We start from the raw sequence: 16,016 nt of genomic DNA on the forward strand, positions 1-16,016 counted from the left end.
GGTCCGGTTTGCGACCATGAGGATGGGAATGACTTTGGTGGGAAACAATGCCAAACGCGGCATAAGAGCAATGCTTCTCACGCACTGAAACCGTTGTGTTTCAGTGCGTGAAAGAGGTGCTTTGTCCGACTGCCCCGGCTGTTGCCACACCAAGCCAGCCCAGCATCAGGGTGACGCCGCCAATAGGTGCCAGCGGGCTGAGGCTGATTCCCTGCAGGGCCAGGACATACAGATCGCCGCAGAACAGAACGGTGCCCACGAAAAAAGCGCCTCCGGCAGCCAGGGCGATTTTCCGGGCGACCCCTCCCTTATTCAGATGCGTGGCAAGCAGCGCCGAGATGATCATCATGATGGCGTGCCAGCCCTGCATCTGCACCCCCGTCTGTACCAGCCGGATTGTATCAGGGTCGGACAAGGCATGGGCAGCGATGGCGGCCATGACAACTGCCATGCAGCCGGATAATCCGCCAAGGGTGAGCAGAACGCGGGCCATCTATGCGATCCTCCTGAAAGCAGCCCTATTTCATGCACGGGCTTACATCTGTAAAATACCCTTATGCCCCGTGGCGATCTCTTTCCGGATATAGGTCCGAACGAAACCGGCTACCTGCCGTTGTCAGGTGGCCATGTGATGTATTGGGAGCAGGTGGGGAATCCTCACGGCGTCCCGGTGCTGTTCCTTCATGGCGGTCCGGGGGCGGGGGCGGGCACGGTCCATCGCCGTTTTTTTGACCCCGTTTACTGGCGGGCTGTGATTTTTGATCAGCGCGGGGCGGGCCGGTCCCGTCCGCTGGGCAGTCTGGCGCGCAATACCACGCAGGATCTGATCGAAGACATCGAATTGCTGCGCGTTCATCTTGGTATTGAGCGCTGGCTGCTGTTCGGAGGCTCCTGGGGATCGACCCTTGCGCTGGCCTATGCTCAGGCGCATCCGGACAGGGTGCTGGGCTGTGTGCTGCGCGGCATTTTTCTGGGCCGGGAGGAAGAGGTTGACTGGTTTCTCTATGGCCTTCGTCAGGTGTTTCCGGAGGCCCATGCCGCGTTCGCCAATTTTCTGCCTCCTGAAGAACGGCACGATCTGCTGGCGGGCTATATCCGCCGGCTGAACGATGCTGATCCTGCGGTGCATATGCCCGCGGCGCAGGCATGGTCTTTGTATGAAGGGTCGTGCAGCACCTTGTTGCCGAATCCGGATACGGTCGGCCTGTTTGCGCGGGATCGCGGCTCTTTGGGGCTGGCGAGGATCGAGGCGCATTATTTTGCCAACCGGCTTTTTCTGCCGCCGGAGGGATTGCTTGGGCACATGGACCGTATCGCCACACTGCCCGCCGAGATCGTGCAGGGCCGTTACGACATGATTTGCCCGGCCTATTCCGCTTTTGATCTTGCCGCCCTTTGGCCGTGCGCGAAACTGACTGTGATCCCTGACGCCGGACACTCTGCACTGGAACCCGGCACAAGGCGCGCGCTGGTTGCGGCGGTGGAGCGTTTCCGTCGTCAGATCGGCTGAAAGCATGGCCGATCGTCTCGGACCCGTTTGCTTTGATGGCTTTTTTTAGTTTTTCAGGGATTGCAGAGCATGATTGCTTTTTCTGCCTCCAGTCGTCCGCGTCTGCTGCTTGGCACCCGTCGCTATTCCTCCTGGTCGTTAAGGGGCTGGCTGGCGGTGCAGCTGGCGGGGATTGAGGCGGAGGAAGTGGTCTATAAACTGGCGGGAGGGCATACACCTGAGGTGAAGCAGGCTTCCCCCAGTGGCTTTGTGCCGGTGCTGGAAGTGGAGGGGCAGCCGATCTGGGACAGTCTGGCAATCTGCGAATATTGCGCCGAGATTCAGCCTGCATTGTGGCCGTCCGAGTTCATGATCCGTGCGCATGCGCGCAGTGTGGCGGCAGAAATGCATGCTGGCTTCCGGGAATTGCGGATCGCCATGCCGATGAATGTCTGCCGCCATTTTCCGGGTCTGGTGTTCAGTGAGGCGGTGTTGGCCGATCTTGCACGTATCGATCAGGTCTGGAGCGAAACGCGGGCGAGGTTCGGGGCCGGTGGCCCCTATCTTTACGGTAGGGCATTGACGGTCGCCGACATCATGTATGCGCCGGTGGTGGCACGCTTTCTGACTTATGATGTGCCGCTTTCTGAAGCGGCTGCGTCTTACCGGGATGCGGTGCGGGCGCATCCACTGATGCAGCAATGGTATGCGGCGGCGGCGGCCGAACCCGAATCCTGGCATCTGCCGAAATATGAGCAGATCGCCTGATCCCCGTGAGCACTGTTTCCCGTGCGGCGGTCAGCGCCGGCATTGAACGTGCCTCGGTGGTGGCCTTACTGCTGCTGCCGATTTTTCTGACGCATGGGCGCGGGATTGCGGAATGTCTGACGTCAGGCATCGCGGCCCTGTTCCTGATCCGCTCGGCGCTGGTTCATGAATGGGGCTGGCTGCGTACCGGTTGGTTGAAGATCGGCTTGCTCTGGTGGGGCTGGCTGGTCCTGTGCTCCCTGCCGGTTGGGAGTCTGGGGCAAGGGGGACTACCCTCCTTGTTGCAGGCGGTGCTGACGGTCAGGTTTCTGATCTTTGTGGTGGCCCTGGAATATCTGCTGTTGCGAAGCGGGCAGGTAAGGCTGTGGCTGCGGCGGCTGCTGGAAATCACGTTTTTCTATATGGCCGCCCAGACGGCTTTTCAGTTCGTGACCGGCCATAACATGTTCGGCTGGCCCCGTGGTCCCGATGGGGAGTTGACCGGTCCTTATCAGCATCCCCGAGCGGCTCCCCCTTATTCCCGTCTGCTGTTTCCGGTGTTGCTGCCGATGCTGATGCAGGCGTTGCGGACACCGTGGCAAGCTGGTGGCATACTGCGTATGGCTCTGATCACCGTTTCTTTTGTGTTGCTGGTGTTGATGGGGGAGCGGATGCCCTTGCTGCTGGTGTTCGGGCCGGGGCTGGGTGTGGCCTTTATCTATCTGCGGCGGCTGCGCCTTCCGCTGGCGGCACTGGCCGGGCTGGCAGCGTTGCTGGTGGCGGCGTCCCCGGTGATTTCGCCTCAGGTGCATCACCGGCTGGTGGAAAAATTCAGCCAGCAGATGGGGGCGTTCGGAGGCAGCCATTACGGCCAGATTCTCAGCCGCTCACTGGTGATGACGGCGGATAATCCGCTGACCGGAAGGGGATTTGACGGATTTCGCACGGGCTGTGACGATCCGCGTTATTTCCGCGTGAGCTCTATCGGGCGAGCGCTGGGAGATCGTTCACCCGATGGTGGGGGTGCTGCGATCTGCGTGCAGCATCCGCATAATCATTATCTGCAGGCGCTGACGGATGCCGGCTATCCGGGGCTGGTGCTGTTTTCCGCACTGGTGATTGCCTGGATCGTGGCACTGACGCGTGGGCTGTATCGCCATCCCACGCCACTGCGGGTCGGTTTGCTGGCAGCTGTGGTGATTCAGGAATGGCCGCTCGCCTCCGCCAGCAGCGTGACATCCATGCCTCTTTCCGGCTGGTTCTTCCTGCTGCTTGGCTTCGGTCTGGCGGAGGCAAGGCTGGCTCTTGGATCAGACAAGGAACGCGTTATCTCTGTTTCGTAGAAAACGGCGTCGGTGCAAGCCGCATGACAGGAAAGACAACGACCATGACAGACACAGCTGCTTCCGCTCCGCCACACATTCCCGTCACTGTGCTGACCGGCTTTCTGGGGGCCGGCAAAACGACATTGCTCAACCGCATCCTCACGGAGCCGCATGGCAAGAAGTTTGCCGTGGTGATCAATGAGTTCGGTGAGCTGGGTGTCGATAACGACCTCGTCGTCGATGCGGACGAAGAAGTGTTCGAAATGAACAATGGCTGTGTTTGCTGCACAGTGCGTGGTGATCTGATCCGCATCATCTCCGGGCTGATGAAGCGGCGCGGACGGTTCGATGGCATTATTGTCGAGACCACCGGCCTCGCTAATCCTGCCCCGGTCGCACAGACTTTCTTCATGGATGAGGATGTACGGCGCAATGCCCGGCTGGATGCGATCGTGACCGTGGTGGATTCTAGGCATCTGCCGCGTCAGCTGGAAGAAAGCACCGAAGCCGTGACCCAGATCGCGTTCGCGGATGTCATCATCCTCAATAAGACCGATCTTGCCACGCCGGAAGAACTGGATGCGCTGGAGGTGAGAATAAAGGCCATCAATCCGCATACCGTGATCCGTCGTGCCCATCGCGCCGATGTGCCGGTCACGGAATTACTGGGGCTGAATGCGTTCAGTCTGGATCGCATTCTGGCAAATGATCCTGATTTCCTCGATCATGAATCGCATGATCATTCGGAGGGGGTAACAAGCATCAGCCTGGAAGTGAATGGCCCGCTGGATCCGCAGAAATTCAATGCATGGATTGCCGAGCTGCTTCAGACCAAAGGGCAGGATCTGCTGCGCACCAAAGGAATTTTACACTATGCTGGTGAAGATCAGCGCTTTGCGTTTCAGGCCGTACATATGCTGGCGGATGGCGATTACATAGGCCCGGCGGAGCCAGGGCAGCGCAGCCGGATCGTGTTTATCGGGCGTGATCTGAACCGCCCGCAGTTGCGACGCGGTTTTGAGGCATGCCGCGCGGCGGTATCATGAGCGGGGAGATGGATGAGGATTTTCTGCTGACGTCCCGCGGGCAGCAGGTACAGCTTGGAGCCTATGCAATTGGTGCGGCATTCAGTCAGTCGCATGTGGCTTTTGCAGCGGCGGATGGCAGTGTGCAGGTTCTGTCTTTGTCCGATCCGACTGAAAAGGTTCAGATCAGGACGCATGAGGACGGACTTCTCTCTTTCTCTGCATCTCCCGCGGCGGATGGTTTTCTGGCAGGCGGTGATGACGGTCAGTTGCGTCTGATCCGGTCTGACTGGACGGTAGAGACATTGGCCGGTTTCAAGGGCAAATGGGTAGAGACCATTGCCGTGCATCCGGATCGTGCTGCCGGAGTGATTGCCTGCACGGCAGGCCGGGCGGTGCATGTCTTCAATGCACAGGGAAAGCTGCTGAAAACTCTTGAGCACGCGTCCACGGTCACGGGGCTGGCTTTCGATGTGAAGGGCAAGCGTCTGTTTGCCTCCCATTATAATGGCGTCAGCATCTGGTATGTGGCGTCCAAAACCGACAATCCGCGTGTTCTTGCGTGGAAAGGCAGCCATACCGGTGTGGCCGTGCATCCGGCAGCAGAGGCGGTGGTGACATCCATGCAGGAAAACTCTCTGCATGGCTGGCGGCTGAGTGACGGGCATCACATGCGCATGAGCGGCTATCCCGCCAAAACACGGTCACTGTCTTTTTCCAGAACCGGTAAATGGCTGGCGAGCTCCGGCGCCGAAGCCGTTGTGCTGTGGCCGTTTTTCGGTGGTGGCCCGATGGGAAAACAGCCCATGGAACTGGCTCCGATCCCGGATGGTTTATGCACGGCGGTAGCCTGCCATCCGCGTCACGAGGCGGTGGCGGCAGGATATTCCGACGGGCTGGCGGTCATGGCTGATATCGAGTCCGGTCGTATTCTGCCTGTCTGTGCGCCTGGCCGTGGAGAGATCACGGTGCTGCGATGGAGCCCGGATGGACGTCATCTGGCTTTCGGCACCGAAAGCGGCTTTGCCGCCTGGATCGATTTTTCCCGTCAGGACTAAGGCGCTTTATTTTCTGAATGTCCAGGAACAGCAAAATGGCTCCCGGTGATATGACCGGGAGCCATTTTTCATATCGGTTTTCGGTGGAGGCTGCTGATTACCAGCGGTATCCGAGAGAGGCGAACACGGCCCGGCCCTGACCATATGCGCAGCCATTCATGCTGCTGCATGCGGCGACGAATGTTTTGTCGGTCAGATTGGTGGCATTCACCTGCAGGCGCCATTGCTTGTAATCGGCATGGGCCACCAGATCGAACATCAGGAAGCTCGGTACCGTGAAGGTGTTGGGTACGTCACCGGCTGTTTCACCAGTATAGCGGGTGCCGGCGCCAAGCCCGACGCTCAGATCCTCGTTGACCGGATAGGTATAATCCAGAAACACCGATGCCATATGGCTCGGCTGTGCGAAGGGCCGTGATCCGGTTGCACCGGCCACATTGCTCTTTGTGATCAGCGGCTCCTGATATGTGAAGGCACTGATCAGGGAGAGGTTCTGGGTGATCTTGCCGGTTGCTTCCAGTTCAATGCCGCGGCTGCGGATTTCGCCAGTCTGCACGCTGAATGTAGGTGCAATCGGGTTCGGAGTCAGCACGTTCTGTTGGTGCAGATCATAGGCCGCAGCCGTGAACAGCACGTTGGTCGAGGGCGGCTGATATTTGATACCGACTTCGATCTGATCGCCGGTCAGAGGCTGGAAACCATTGCCATCCATATCTGTGCCAGCCTGTGGCAGGAACGATGTGGAATAGGCTGCGTAGGGTGAGACACCGTTCGGGAATGCATAGAGCAGGGCAGCACGACCGGTGAAAGCCTGATTATCCTGGGAAGTTGTAGACTTTTTCAGATTGTTAACTGTGGTGGTGGATGCGAAATCCTGCCGTCCTGTCAGGGTCAGATGCCAGTTATGGTAGGAAAGCTGATCCTGCAGATAGACACCGGTCTGTGTCTGCGTCTGGTTTGTGCTGGTTAGTCTGACACCGCGCGGGCCCGCGAAAGTCGGCCATGTGAAGCTGCGATAGACGGGCGCAAAAACGTCCAGTGTAGGACCGTTGATGCTCGCGTTGCGTTGCTGGTTGGCATTGCTGCGGAAATCGACACCCAGCAGAATGTCATGACCGATTGGGCCTGTGGCGATCTTGTATTCTGTATTTGTATCCAGCGTCACCGTGTTCATGATGGGTTGTTGCCACATTGCGACGCGGTTCAGCGTGCGCAGACTCCTGCCCGCATATCCATTTCCGTAGATGGAGCGATAATTCAGGTCGAGATGGGCAAAGCGCATGTTCTGGCGCACCACCCAGTTCGACAGAATATGGTGTTCCGCTGCATATCCGACAGCGATCTGGCGCTTGGAATAAACGTCGAACTGCTCATCGCCATTCAGGAAGTCACGCGGAATCCGACCATTGGGATTCGGCAGGACCGTGCCTTTGGCGGGAAGGAACTGGGCGGTTGATCCTCCATCATCCTGCATATAGCTGGCCAGCAGGGTCACACTGGTATCGGCATCCGGTTTCCACGCGATGGAGGGGGCAATATAAATGCGATTGTTTTTGATGTTTTTATAACCAGTGCCTGAATCACGTAGCAGTGCATTGAAACGCCACAGCAGTGTTCCGCTCTTGTTGAGTTTCCCACCCACATCCACCGCACCCTGAATACGGCCGAAGGAGCCACCCTGAATCTGCATCTGGTTCTGTTGGTTCAGTCTGGGTTGTTTGCTGACGGCATTGATCAGACCGCCGAGATTACCTGAACCATAAAGTGGAGAGACCGCTCCACGCAGTACCTCAATGCGTTCCATACCCCATGGCTCGATCTGGAATGCCTGGGAGGTGGTGGTGATGATTGTGCGCGTGCCGTCCAGATAGACATCAGGCGTAAAGGCACGAATGGAGCCATAAAAGCCACGCACATCGGCACCATACGAATCCGCATTGACGCCTGCTGTATAGCGCAGGGCTTCACTGATACTGCGCGTATTGAGTACCTGCATACGGTCCTGGGTAATGACCGTCACGGCTTGCGGTGTTTCCAGAATAGGTGTGTCGGTTTTCGTGGCGCTGGTATCGCGCGTTGCAAGAAATCCCTGGACAGGCGTGTCTGCTGTCGTCTTCTGCCCCTGCACAGACAGGGTGGGTAAGGCCGAAGTATCGGTCTGAGAAGTTTTATGTGCCACGCTGTCGGCATGTGCCTGCGGCATGACAGCCAGCATGCCCGCCGTCATGGCGGCATTGGCAAGAAGAAGGGCTTTGAATGTCATCTGAAGTCTCCGGCTCACGTGGCAAGGGCGCTTACCGGAAACGCTTCCCCCTTTGGAAGAGGTAATGATTATAATAATCGTTCTCATTTGAAGATCGTCGTAAAGCGTTGCTTAATTGCAACGCTTTACGGAGATTATGATGATTGCCGATTATTCAGGTGTGGTTAACTGGCCTGCCACTCGCGGGCGGCCTCGGTCATCATGGCGATGGCGTACTCCGCATAGCTGCGGGGTATGGCAAGGTGGAAACCGTTTACCTGGTCGGAGCGCCATATCTGCACGGTGACATGGGCCATGGTGGTGATGGCTGTATGCTCCGGGCCGAAGCTGCGTGGATGCAGATCGATCGGGACCAGCTTTGCCAGCACATCCCTGATGGCAGTGCCGGAGAGATAGAAGATCACCCGTCCGTCACTCTGTTCCGTGACCGAGGCATTGCGCCCGACGGCGGCCTGTATGCCCGATGCAAGGGCCTGGTCGGGATCATGACCGATGACCAGATACTGTTCGCTGCCGTTCCACAGCACCTCCATACCGGGCACGGCGCTGCGTTTCCCGGTCTCTGGCAGGGAGATGCCGTATCCGGTGAGGAAAGCATCCCGCAGCGCGGAATGACCACCCCGTCTGGTGCTGATCAGTGCAATGGCCCGGTTCTGTTCCGTCATCACAAAAGGTGTTTCAGACATTGGAGCGGTCTCCGGCAGGATCGACGAAGGCGGAGGAAACGATTTCGGCCAGATAATCTTCTCCGCGCACGGGATCATAGACGCGGATGATTTCGCCTGCCCTTTCAGGCCCCTGACACAGCAGTCCCAGCGCAATCCAATGGCCCAGAGTGGGGGAATAGACGGCAGAGGTGATGGAGCCCTGATCATGGGCGGCACTGGCTTCGGCCCCGCGGGGCAGCAGATGCGCACCTGCCCGCATCCTGATGCCGGTATCGATCTGGAAGCTGGCATCGACCGGACGGAGACCGATCAGGCGCGGACGGCCAGGATCAGTCAGGGCCGGGCGCAGTGCCATGGCACGACCGAGACATTCCTTGTCGGCCATCAATCCTCCGGCGTTCAGATCATGCAGGGTGACCTGCCCGTTTAACTCGCTGCCAGCCGGATAGGCTTTTTCCACCCGCATGATCCCCATGGCTTCGGTGCCGTAGGGGGTGATGCCGAACTCTGCCCCGGCTTCCATCAGCCGGTCGGCAATCCCGGCTGCGCGACGGGCGGGGATGGCCAGTTCATAAGCCAGTTCACCGGAGAAGGAGAGGCCGAACAGGCGTACAGGCGTTCCATCCGTGAGCATGGTTTCGACCACGCTCATGCGCGGGAATGCCTCGCGGGACAGATCGCATGCAGGGTCGATCAGACGGCGCAGAACATCGCGTGATCGTGGACCGGCAATGGCGATCTGCGCCCATTGCTCGGTGACGGAGGCAATCTGCACGTCCAGCTCCGGCCACAGACATTGATGGCAGTAGAGGAGGTGCTGAAACACCTGCCCGGCATGGGCGGTGGAAGCGCTCAGCAGATAATGATCTTCTCCGAGCCGTGCGGCGGTGCCGTCATCCAGCACAAATCCGTCCTCGCGCAGCATCACCAGATATCCGGCGCGACCGCTGCGGATGCGTGAGAGGCGATTGACGCAGACCCGATCAAGGAATTCCGCGGCATCCGCACCCTGAATGTCGATCTTGCCGAGTGTGGAGACATCGCAGAACCCGACGCCGTTTCGCACCGCATTGACCTCCCGGGTAGCGGTGGCCAGCCAGTCGGCTTCTCCCGGACGCGGGAAATACTGGGCGCGCATCCATTGCCCGACCTCGGTGAAGACGCCGCCGCGTGCTTCAGCCCAGCGATGCAGCGGGGTGAGGCGGCGCGGACGATATTGCGGCCCATGATGCGCTCCCCCCAGCGCACCGATCGAAACCGGTGTGTATGGCGGACGGAAGCCGGTGGTGCCGGTGGCAGGAATGCCGGCGCCTGTGATCCCCGCCATCAGGGCCAGCCCGTTGATATTGGCTGTTTTGCCCTGATCTGTGGCCATGCCCAGCGTGGTGTAGCGTTTCAGATGCTCGACCGAAACAAAGCCTTCCTGATGCGCGAGCGCCACGTCCTTCGCGGTGACATCGTTCTGGAAGTCGATAAAAGCCTTGCCCTTGACGCTGCGAACGGTACCCAGCGGCTGGGCCGGATTGGCATCGAGATCATCCGTGGTCGGAAGCGCAGGGGCTGAAGGGACCGAGAACCCACAGCATTCGGCTGCTTCCAGCCCTGCATGTGTTCCTTCGGCAATCCCCGCGCTGAGGCCGAAACAACCCGCAGCAGCTCCCACCACGCTCATACCGGGTGGTAATCTGCCGGTATCGGGCAGGAAGGTGCTGGCCGTATCGTCCCAGCGCGGCTTGCCGCCGAGATGGGTGGTCAGATGCAGGGCGGGTGTCCAGCCGCCCGACATGGCCAGCAGATCAGCGCGGAGTGAGGCGACTCCGCCATTGGTACCCGCGACGCTGACGCTGCGTATACCACTTGCGCCGCCATGCGCTTTTTTGATTTGCGCCCCGGCAAACAGTCTTGCGCCAGTGCGGTGGGCGATATCGCGTACGGCCTGCGAGGTTTCTGCCCGCTGGTCGATCAGGGCGGCGATGGAAATTCCGGCTGCCGCCAGATCAGCCGCAGTGCGGGCTGCATCATCATTGTTCAGGGCGATCACGGCGCGCTGACCGGGTCGCACGGCAAAGCGGTTAACATAGCTTCTGACGCTGCCTGCCAGCATCACGCCGGGACGGTCATTGCCGTCGAAAACCAGTGGGCGTTCGATGCTGCCGGCGGCCAGAATGCAGTGACGGGCAATGAAGCGCCACAGGCGCTGGCGTGGCAGATGATCCGGAGTTACCGGCAGATGATCGGCCACGCGCTCCAGTGCGCCATACGTGCCGCCATCGTACACTCCGAACACGGTGGTGCGGCGGAAGATGCGGGCTTCCGCGCAGGCGGCAAGTTCGGCTTCCATCGTCGCGGCCCATTGCGCGGCGGGCTGGCCGTCAATGTCGCGGCGCTCGGTCAGGGTGCGGCCGCCCAAACGACTATCCTGTTCGGCGAGGATAACGCGGGCTCCGGTCCGTGCCGCCGCGACCGCCGCCGCCAGCCCGGCAGGGCCGGAGCCAATCACCAGAACGTCACAGAAAGCCGTCGCTTTTTCATAGCGATCAGGATCGGCCTCGCCCGACAGGGCACCGAGACCGGCGGCGCGGCGAATGGCCGGTTCGTACAGCTTTTCCCAGAACGCGGCAGGCCACATGAAGGTCTTGTAGTAGAACCCCGCTGCCAGAAACGGAGAGATCAACTGGTTGACTGACAGCAGATCGAAACGCAGCGAGGGGAAGCGGTTCTGGCTGGTGGCGGTCAGGCCGTCGAACAACTCGATTGTCGTGGCGCGGGTATTCGGCTCCTGCCTTGCGCCGCTGCGCAGATGCACCAGCGCGTTCGGCTCTTCCTCGCCCGCGGAAAGAATGCCGCGCGGGCGGTGATATTTGAACGAACGCCCGACCAGCTTCACCCCGTTGGCCAGCAGGGCGGAGGCCAGCGTATCACCCGCATGACCCGTGTAGGCGCGCCCGTCGAAATGGAAACGCAGCTGGCTGGTGCGATCGATCATACCGCCGGAGGGCAGACGGCAGCTTTGGGAAAGGGGGGCGTTCATCGTGCCTCTCCTGTTGCAGAGGGGGACGGATCACGGGCCAGTGTGACGCTGATGATGCTATGGTCGCGCGTATCGCGCCTGACACGCAGCCAGTTCTGACAACCGGAGGCATGAAACCAGTATTCCTCATGCACCCCTGCCGGATTGTCGCGCAGATAGGTGTAGTCCGCCCATGCCTCCGTACTGGCCGAGGCCGCAGGAAGGGTGCGGGTGGCATCGCCACGATACAGGAATTCTTCCAGGCCGCGCGGGCCGCAACAGGGACAGGCGATGCGCATATCCTGGTCCTTTTCAGTGTCGTTGATCGTCGTTCAAATCAGGCAGGTTCTGAAACCGCGTCAGTGCAGGTTGGGCTGTGCGCCCATGCCTTTTTCATCAATCACATGACCGGTGGCGAAGCGGTCCAGACGGTAGGCTCTGGCAACCTCATGCGGGGCGCCGGTGGCGACCAGATGGGCCAGACACAATCCTGCCGCCGGAACCGCCTTGAAGCCGCCGTAACACCAGCCTGCATTCAGATACAGCCCGTCAACAGGGGTGCGGTCGATGATCGGGCTGCCATCCATCGACATGTCCATCAGCCCGGCCCAGTGCCGCAGCAATCTGGCGCGGCCAATGGCGGGCATCAGTGCGATGCCGCCTTCGCATACATCCTCGATGGTCGGCAGATTGCCGCGCTGGGCGTAGGAGTTGTAGCCGTCAATATCGCCGCCAAACACAAGGCCGCCTTTATCCGACTGGCTGATATAGAAATGCCCCGCGCCGAAGGTGATGACGCCGGGAATGATTGGTTTCAAACCTTCACTGACAAAAGCCTGCAACACATGGCTTTCGATCGGTAACCGCATGCCCGCCATGGCCGCGACCTTACTGGAGGAGCCAGCCACTGACAGCGCCACCGTTTTCGCGCCGATAAAGCCCCGTTTTGTTTCGACCCCGAGAATGCGGCCATGTTCGATTTTCAGCCCGGTGACTTCACAGTTCTGGATGATGTCGACCCCCAGACGGTCGGCGGCGCGGGCATAGCCCCATGCCACCGCATCATGCCGCACTGTGCCGCCGCGTCTGTGCAGCAGACCGCCCTTGATGGGAAAGCGTGCATGATCAAAATTCAGGAACGGATACATTGCCCGCACTGCCTCGCGATCCAGCAGCTCGGCATCCACCCCGTGCAGTCGCATGGCGTTCCCGCGCCGCGCATAGGCGTCGCGCTGGCCATCGGAATGGATCAGGTTCAGCACGCCGCGCTGGCTGACCATGGCGTTGTAGTTGATGTCCTGTTCCAGATTCTCCCACAGTTTCATGGAGAGTTCGTAGAACGGAATATTACCCGGCAGCCCGTAATTGGAGCGGATGATGGTGGTGTTACGACCGACATTGCCCCCACCGATCCAGCCTTTTTCCAGTACAGCGACGTTGCGGATGCCGTAGCGGCTGGCAAGATAATAGGCTGTGGCCAATCCATGTCCGCCACCACCCACGATCGCGACATCATAGGATGATGCGGGTGCGGCATCACGCCAGGCGGGTTTCCACCCTTTATGGCCACGCAGCGCCTGCGAGATGACGGACAGAATGGAATAGCGGTCTGACAACACGGCGATGCTTCTCCGGCGGGCGCATGGGGCGCATGCGGGAAAGCGTAGCGGCAGAGACGAGGGGACAGGGTATAATTTTTTCTTATACTCCTGCATCGGAGGAGACCGCCCATGCTGCACAGCCCTGGACTGCCATTCGACCTGCGCCTGCTGGAGATTTTTCTCGCGGTCTGCGACTCAGGAGGCATGGCGGGGGCGGCGCGCAGGCTGGGCCTGTCGCAACCGGCTGTCTCGCAGGCCATTGCCGAGATCGAGAAACGCAGCGGTGTCGCCTTGCTGGATCGCGGGGTGAGACCGCTTTCGCCCACGCCTGCAGGTGTGCTGTTGCGGCAGCGTGGCGCGGCTCTGCTGGAGGAGGCACGGCAGATTGCCCCGCTGTTGCGGCAGGTACGGCAGAGGCGTCTGGCGTTGCTGCGGATTGGCATGGTGGATTCCCTGTCGCGTGCTGTGCTGGGGCCGCTGGCGCAACTGCTGGAGACGATGGCAGATCAGGTCATGTTTTTGTCCGGCCTGACCGCCAGCCATGCCAGTGCATTGCTGACGCGGCATCTGGATATCTGCCTCGGCACGGATGCGTTGCAGGATCTGGACGGGCTGGAACGCTGGAACCTGTTCAATGAGCCTTATATTCTGGCGCTTCCAGGGGGGATTGATTTGCCGGAAGGATTATCCGCCGCTGCCTCCCTGACCGCGCTGTCCGAGCAACTGCCCCTGGCCCGGTACAGCGCCCGTTCCCGCACGGGCATCGACATAGAGCGGCATCTGCGCCGTCTGCAACTTGATCTGCCACGTCATCAGGAATTCGATACGCCTTATGGCGTTATGGCGATGGTGGAGCAGGGGATTGCCTGGGGGATTACCACGCCGCTCTGTATCTATGAGGCGCGTACAGATCTGAGCCGCATACACTGCCTGCCTCTGCCGGGACCATCCCTGCGGCGCCAGTTGACTTTAGTGGCGCGGCGCAGGGAACTCGGAACAGTGCCGCGTTCCCTGGCGCAGGGGGTGCGCAAGGCGCTGGAGGCTGAGGCCATGCCGTGGTTGCGCCGTTCTATGGGCTGGGTGTGTGAAGGAAAAACGGAGGTGCTGCCGCCCTTGTCATCCGTGACTGGGCCAAATGCGGATGACGGAATGGGTGATTGAGACATATCAAGGCCCGAGGGATCAGAGTTCGGCAGGATGGCGGCAGGGTATATCTCCGTGCCTGATCTACCGAAAGACGAAGCCGATGTCGTTCCGTTTCATGAAGATGCTGTCTGCCGCATTGCTGATGAATGCTCCGGCCGCCGCGTTTGCAGCCCCTTTGACCACCGTGCCTCCTGTGTCCGTGGGGCAGGGTTTCTGGGACCAGACGCCGGTTGGAAAATCCGCCGGGCATTTCATGGTCCGTCTGCGCGCCATTGGTGTGTTGCCGGAGAACAAATCCAGCGCCACCAGCATTGGCGGTCGTGTCGATGCCACGCCGCAGGCCGCACCGGAACTGGATCTGTCCTATTTTTTCACGGACCATATCGCGGTGGAACTGATCGCCGCCAGCACGCGCCATTCCGTTTCGGCGGTCGGTACTGCGCTGGGAAACGTGGATGTTGGCAGCACCTATGTTCTGCCACCGACATTGACCCTGCAATACCATTTCATGCCGCATGAGCGGTTCAGCCCGTATGTCGGTATCGGCCTGACGGTTGCCTGGTTCTATGACAGCAACCCTGCTGGTCCGACGGTTTCTAAATTTGCGCTGGAAAACACGGTTGGTCCGTCCATTCAGGTTGGTGCGGATTATAACCTGACCGGAAAATGGTTCCTCAATGTGGATGTCAAACAGATGTTCCTGAACACGCGCGCCCGAATCAATGGCGGCGCAATTCAGGCCCGTACATCGCTTGATCCGACTGTGGTTGGCTTCGGTATCGGTTATCGCTTCTGATTATAACGGAGCGTCCGCTGCTGATCATTCCCGGTTATAAACGATGATCGACAGGAACTGGGCTGGCAATTTTGTCAGCTCCTCCGGTCCATGCAGCGCTGCTGAATCAAAAGACAGCATGTCACCGGGATTCAAGGTATAAAGCCCGTCCCCATGGCGGTAGCGAATGCTGCCGGACAGCATATAAATCAGCTCGGTTCCCTCGTGCTGAAACTGTGTGTAGGGGGCGGCATCCTTGCTGAGGGTGATCAGATACGGCTCTACGGCCAGGCCGGATCCCAGAGAATGCCCCAGCAACTCGTATTTATGCCCGGCTTTGGTGCCGCGCCGTTCAATGCTCAGGCCCATACCGGCCGGCACATAGCTGCAATCGCGTCGCTCATCGAAATCGCTGAAGAACCCTGAGATTGGCGTATTCAGAGCGCGCGCCAATGCCTGAAGTGTTGCCAGTGACGGCGACGTAGAGCCATTTTCGATTTTCGAGAGCATCCCGGCTGATAAATCCGCTTCTGCCGCCAGATCGGCCGCTGTAATGCCAAGACGTTGGCGCAGGCGGCGCACTTTCGCCCCAATGGCAGCTTCCAGCGAAGCAGGAGGAGCCTCCGTTCTGACAGGGGGAGCATTGGAGCCGGTGATCAAAGGCACATCTTCAGATGCCGGAGGCTTCCTGTCAGATGTCTGGGAGGCAATTTTTTTGTTCATGTTACAGAGAAAATCCTTCTAACCAGAATATAGAGCCATATTCTGGTGGTCCGTAAAGAGATTTTGTATTGTTCTAGAATAAAGTGAACCAAAAAGAGATTATCAGAAAAATAGCAAATAAAAAATAATCTAATTTTCTGGTGGGTAATCCGTCATTTTGATAAAGTTTTTTTTATGTAAAGTGTC

Annotated in this window: 14 protein-coding genes; 7 read left to right on the forward strand and 7 right to left on the reverse strand. The window is 59.5% G+C overall.

Annotation, left to right across the window (positions count from 1 at the left end; genetic code table 11):
* Positions 1-100: 100 nt before the first annotated feature.
* Positions 101-493: a DUF423 domain-containing protein gene (locus tag GbCGDNIH8_RS00820; protein ID WP_072571737.1), complete on the reverse strand. Its 393-nt coding sequence runs from the start codon at positions 491-493 to the stop codon at positions 101-103.
* A gap of 63 nt (positions 494-556) precedes the next feature.
* Here GbCGDNIH8_RS00820 and pip point away from each other — a divergent pair, with 63 nt between their 5' ends.
* The 5 genes from pip to GbCGDNIH8_RS00845 all read left to right on the forward strand — a co-directional run bounded on the left by pip (position 557) and on the right by GbCGDNIH8_RS00845 (position 5,644).
* Positions 557-1,510 (forward strand): prolyl aminopeptidase, encoded by a 954-nt coding sequence (gene pip / locus GbCGDNIH8_RS00825; protein ID WP_072571738.1) that lies wholly within the window; start codon positions 557-559, stop codon positions 1,508-1,510.
* Positions 1,511-1,579: 69 nt separating this feature from the next.
* Positions 1,580-2,257: a glutathione S-transferase gene (locus GbCGDNIH8_RS00830; RefSeq protein ID WP_072571739.1), complete on the forward strand. Its 678-nt coding sequence runs from the start codon at positions 1,580-1,582 to the stop codon at positions 2,255-2,257.
* 5 nt (positions 2,258-2,262) lie between these two features.
* Entirely contained in the window at positions 2,263-3,579 is a 1,317-nt protein-coding gene (locus GbCGDNIH8_RS00835; RefSeq protein ID WP_081368762.1) for an O-antigen ligase family protein, read from the forward strand.
* Positions 3,580-3,623: 44 nt separating this feature from the next.
* On the forward strand, positions 3,624-4,607 hold the full coding sequence (locus GbCGDNIH8_RS00840) for a CobW family GTP-binding protein (RefSeq protein WP_072571740.1): 984 nt from the start codon (positions 3,624-3,626) through the stop codon (positions 4,605-4,607).
* Positions 4,586-5,644 (forward strand): WD40 repeat domain-containing protein, encoded by a 1,059-nt coding sequence (locus GbCGDNIH8_RS00845; protein WP_095206396.1) that lies wholly within the window; start codon positions 4,586-4,588, stop codon positions 5,642-5,644. The genes GbCGDNIH8_RS00840 and GbCGDNIH8_RS00845 overlap by 22 nt, the downstream gene beginning before the upstream one ends.
* 97 nt (positions 5,645-5,741) lie before the next feature.
* On the opposite strand, the gene GbCGDNIH8_RS00850 is transcribed toward GbCGDNIH8_RS00845, so the two are convergent.
* The 5 genes from GbCGDNIH8_RS00850 to GbCGDNIH8_RS00870 all read right to left on the reverse strand — a co-directional run bounded on the left by GbCGDNIH8_RS00850 (position 5,742) and on the right by GbCGDNIH8_RS00870 (position 13,204).
* Positions 5,742-7,907 (reverse strand): TonB-dependent siderophore receptor, encoded by a 2,166-nt coding sequence (locus tag GbCGDNIH8_RS00850; protein WP_253736062.1) that lies wholly within the window; start codon positions 7,905-7,907, stop codon positions 5,742-5,744.
* Between the two features lie 164 nt (positions 7,908-8,071).
* Complete coding sequence (locus GbCGDNIH8_RS00855; protein WP_072571742.1) at positions 8,072-8,593, reverse strand: sarcosine oxidase subunit gamma; 522 nt, start codon at positions 8,591-8,593, stop codon at positions 8,072-8,074.
* Complete coding sequence (locus GbCGDNIH8_RS00860) at positions 8,586-11,606, reverse strand: sarcosine oxidase subunit alpha family protein (RefSeq protein WP_072571743.1); 3,021 nt, start codon at positions 11,604-11,606, stop codon at positions 8,586-8,588. Before GbCGDNIH8_RS00860 ends, GbCGDNIH8_RS00855 begins: the two co-directional genes overlap by 8 nt.
* Positions 11,603-11,884 carry a sarcosine oxidase subunit delta gene (locus tag GbCGDNIH8_RS00865; protein ID WP_072571744.1) on the reverse strand — a complete coding sequence of 94 codons (282 nt, stop codon included), beginning with the start codon at positions 11,882-11,884 and terminating at the stop codon, positions 11,603-11,605. The genes GbCGDNIH8_RS00860 and GbCGDNIH8_RS00865 overlap by 4 nt, the downstream gene beginning before the upstream one ends.
* Before the next feature lie 60 nt (positions 11,885-11,944).
* On the reverse strand, positions 11,945-13,204 hold the full coding sequence (locus tag GbCGDNIH8_RS00870) for a sarcosine oxidase subunit beta family protein (RefSeq protein WP_072571745.1): 1,260 nt from the start codon (positions 13,202-13,204) through the stop codon (positions 11,945-11,947).
* A 111-nt stretch (positions 13,205-13,315) separates the two neighbouring features.
* Here GbCGDNIH8_RS00870 and GbCGDNIH8_RS00875 point away from each other — a divergent pair, with 111 nt between their 5' ends.
* Both GbCGDNIH8_RS00875 and GbCGDNIH8_RS00880 read left to right on the forward strand, forming a co-directional pair.
* Positions 13,316-14,347, forward strand: coding sequence for a LysR family transcriptional regulator (locus GbCGDNIH8_RS00875; protein WP_072571746.1), 1,032 nt, complete (start codon positions 13,316-13,318; stop codon positions 14,345-14,347).
* Positions 14,348-14,447: 100 nt separating this feature from the next.
* Positions 14,448-15,128 (forward strand): OmpW/AlkL family protein, encoded by a 681-nt coding sequence (locus GbCGDNIH8_RS00880; RefSeq protein WP_253736063.1) that lies wholly within the window; start codon positions 14,448-14,450, stop codon positions 15,126-15,128.
* Positions 15,129-15,152: 24 nt separating this feature from the next.
* On the opposite strand, the gene GbCGDNIH8_RS00885 is transcribed toward GbCGDNIH8_RS00880, so the two are convergent.
* Entirely contained in the window at positions 15,153-15,830 is a 678-nt protein-coding gene (locus GbCGDNIH8_RS00885; RefSeq protein WP_072571748.1) for a helix-turn-helix domain-containing protein, read from the reverse strand.
* Between the last annotated feature and the right edge of the window lie 186 nt (positions 15,831-16,016).

Source organism: Granulibacter bethesdensis (assembly GCF_001889545.1).
Taxonomy (GTDB): domain Bacteria; phylum Pseudomonadota; class Alphaproteobacteria; order Acetobacterales; family Acetobacteraceae; genus Granulibacter; species Granulibacter bethesdensis_B.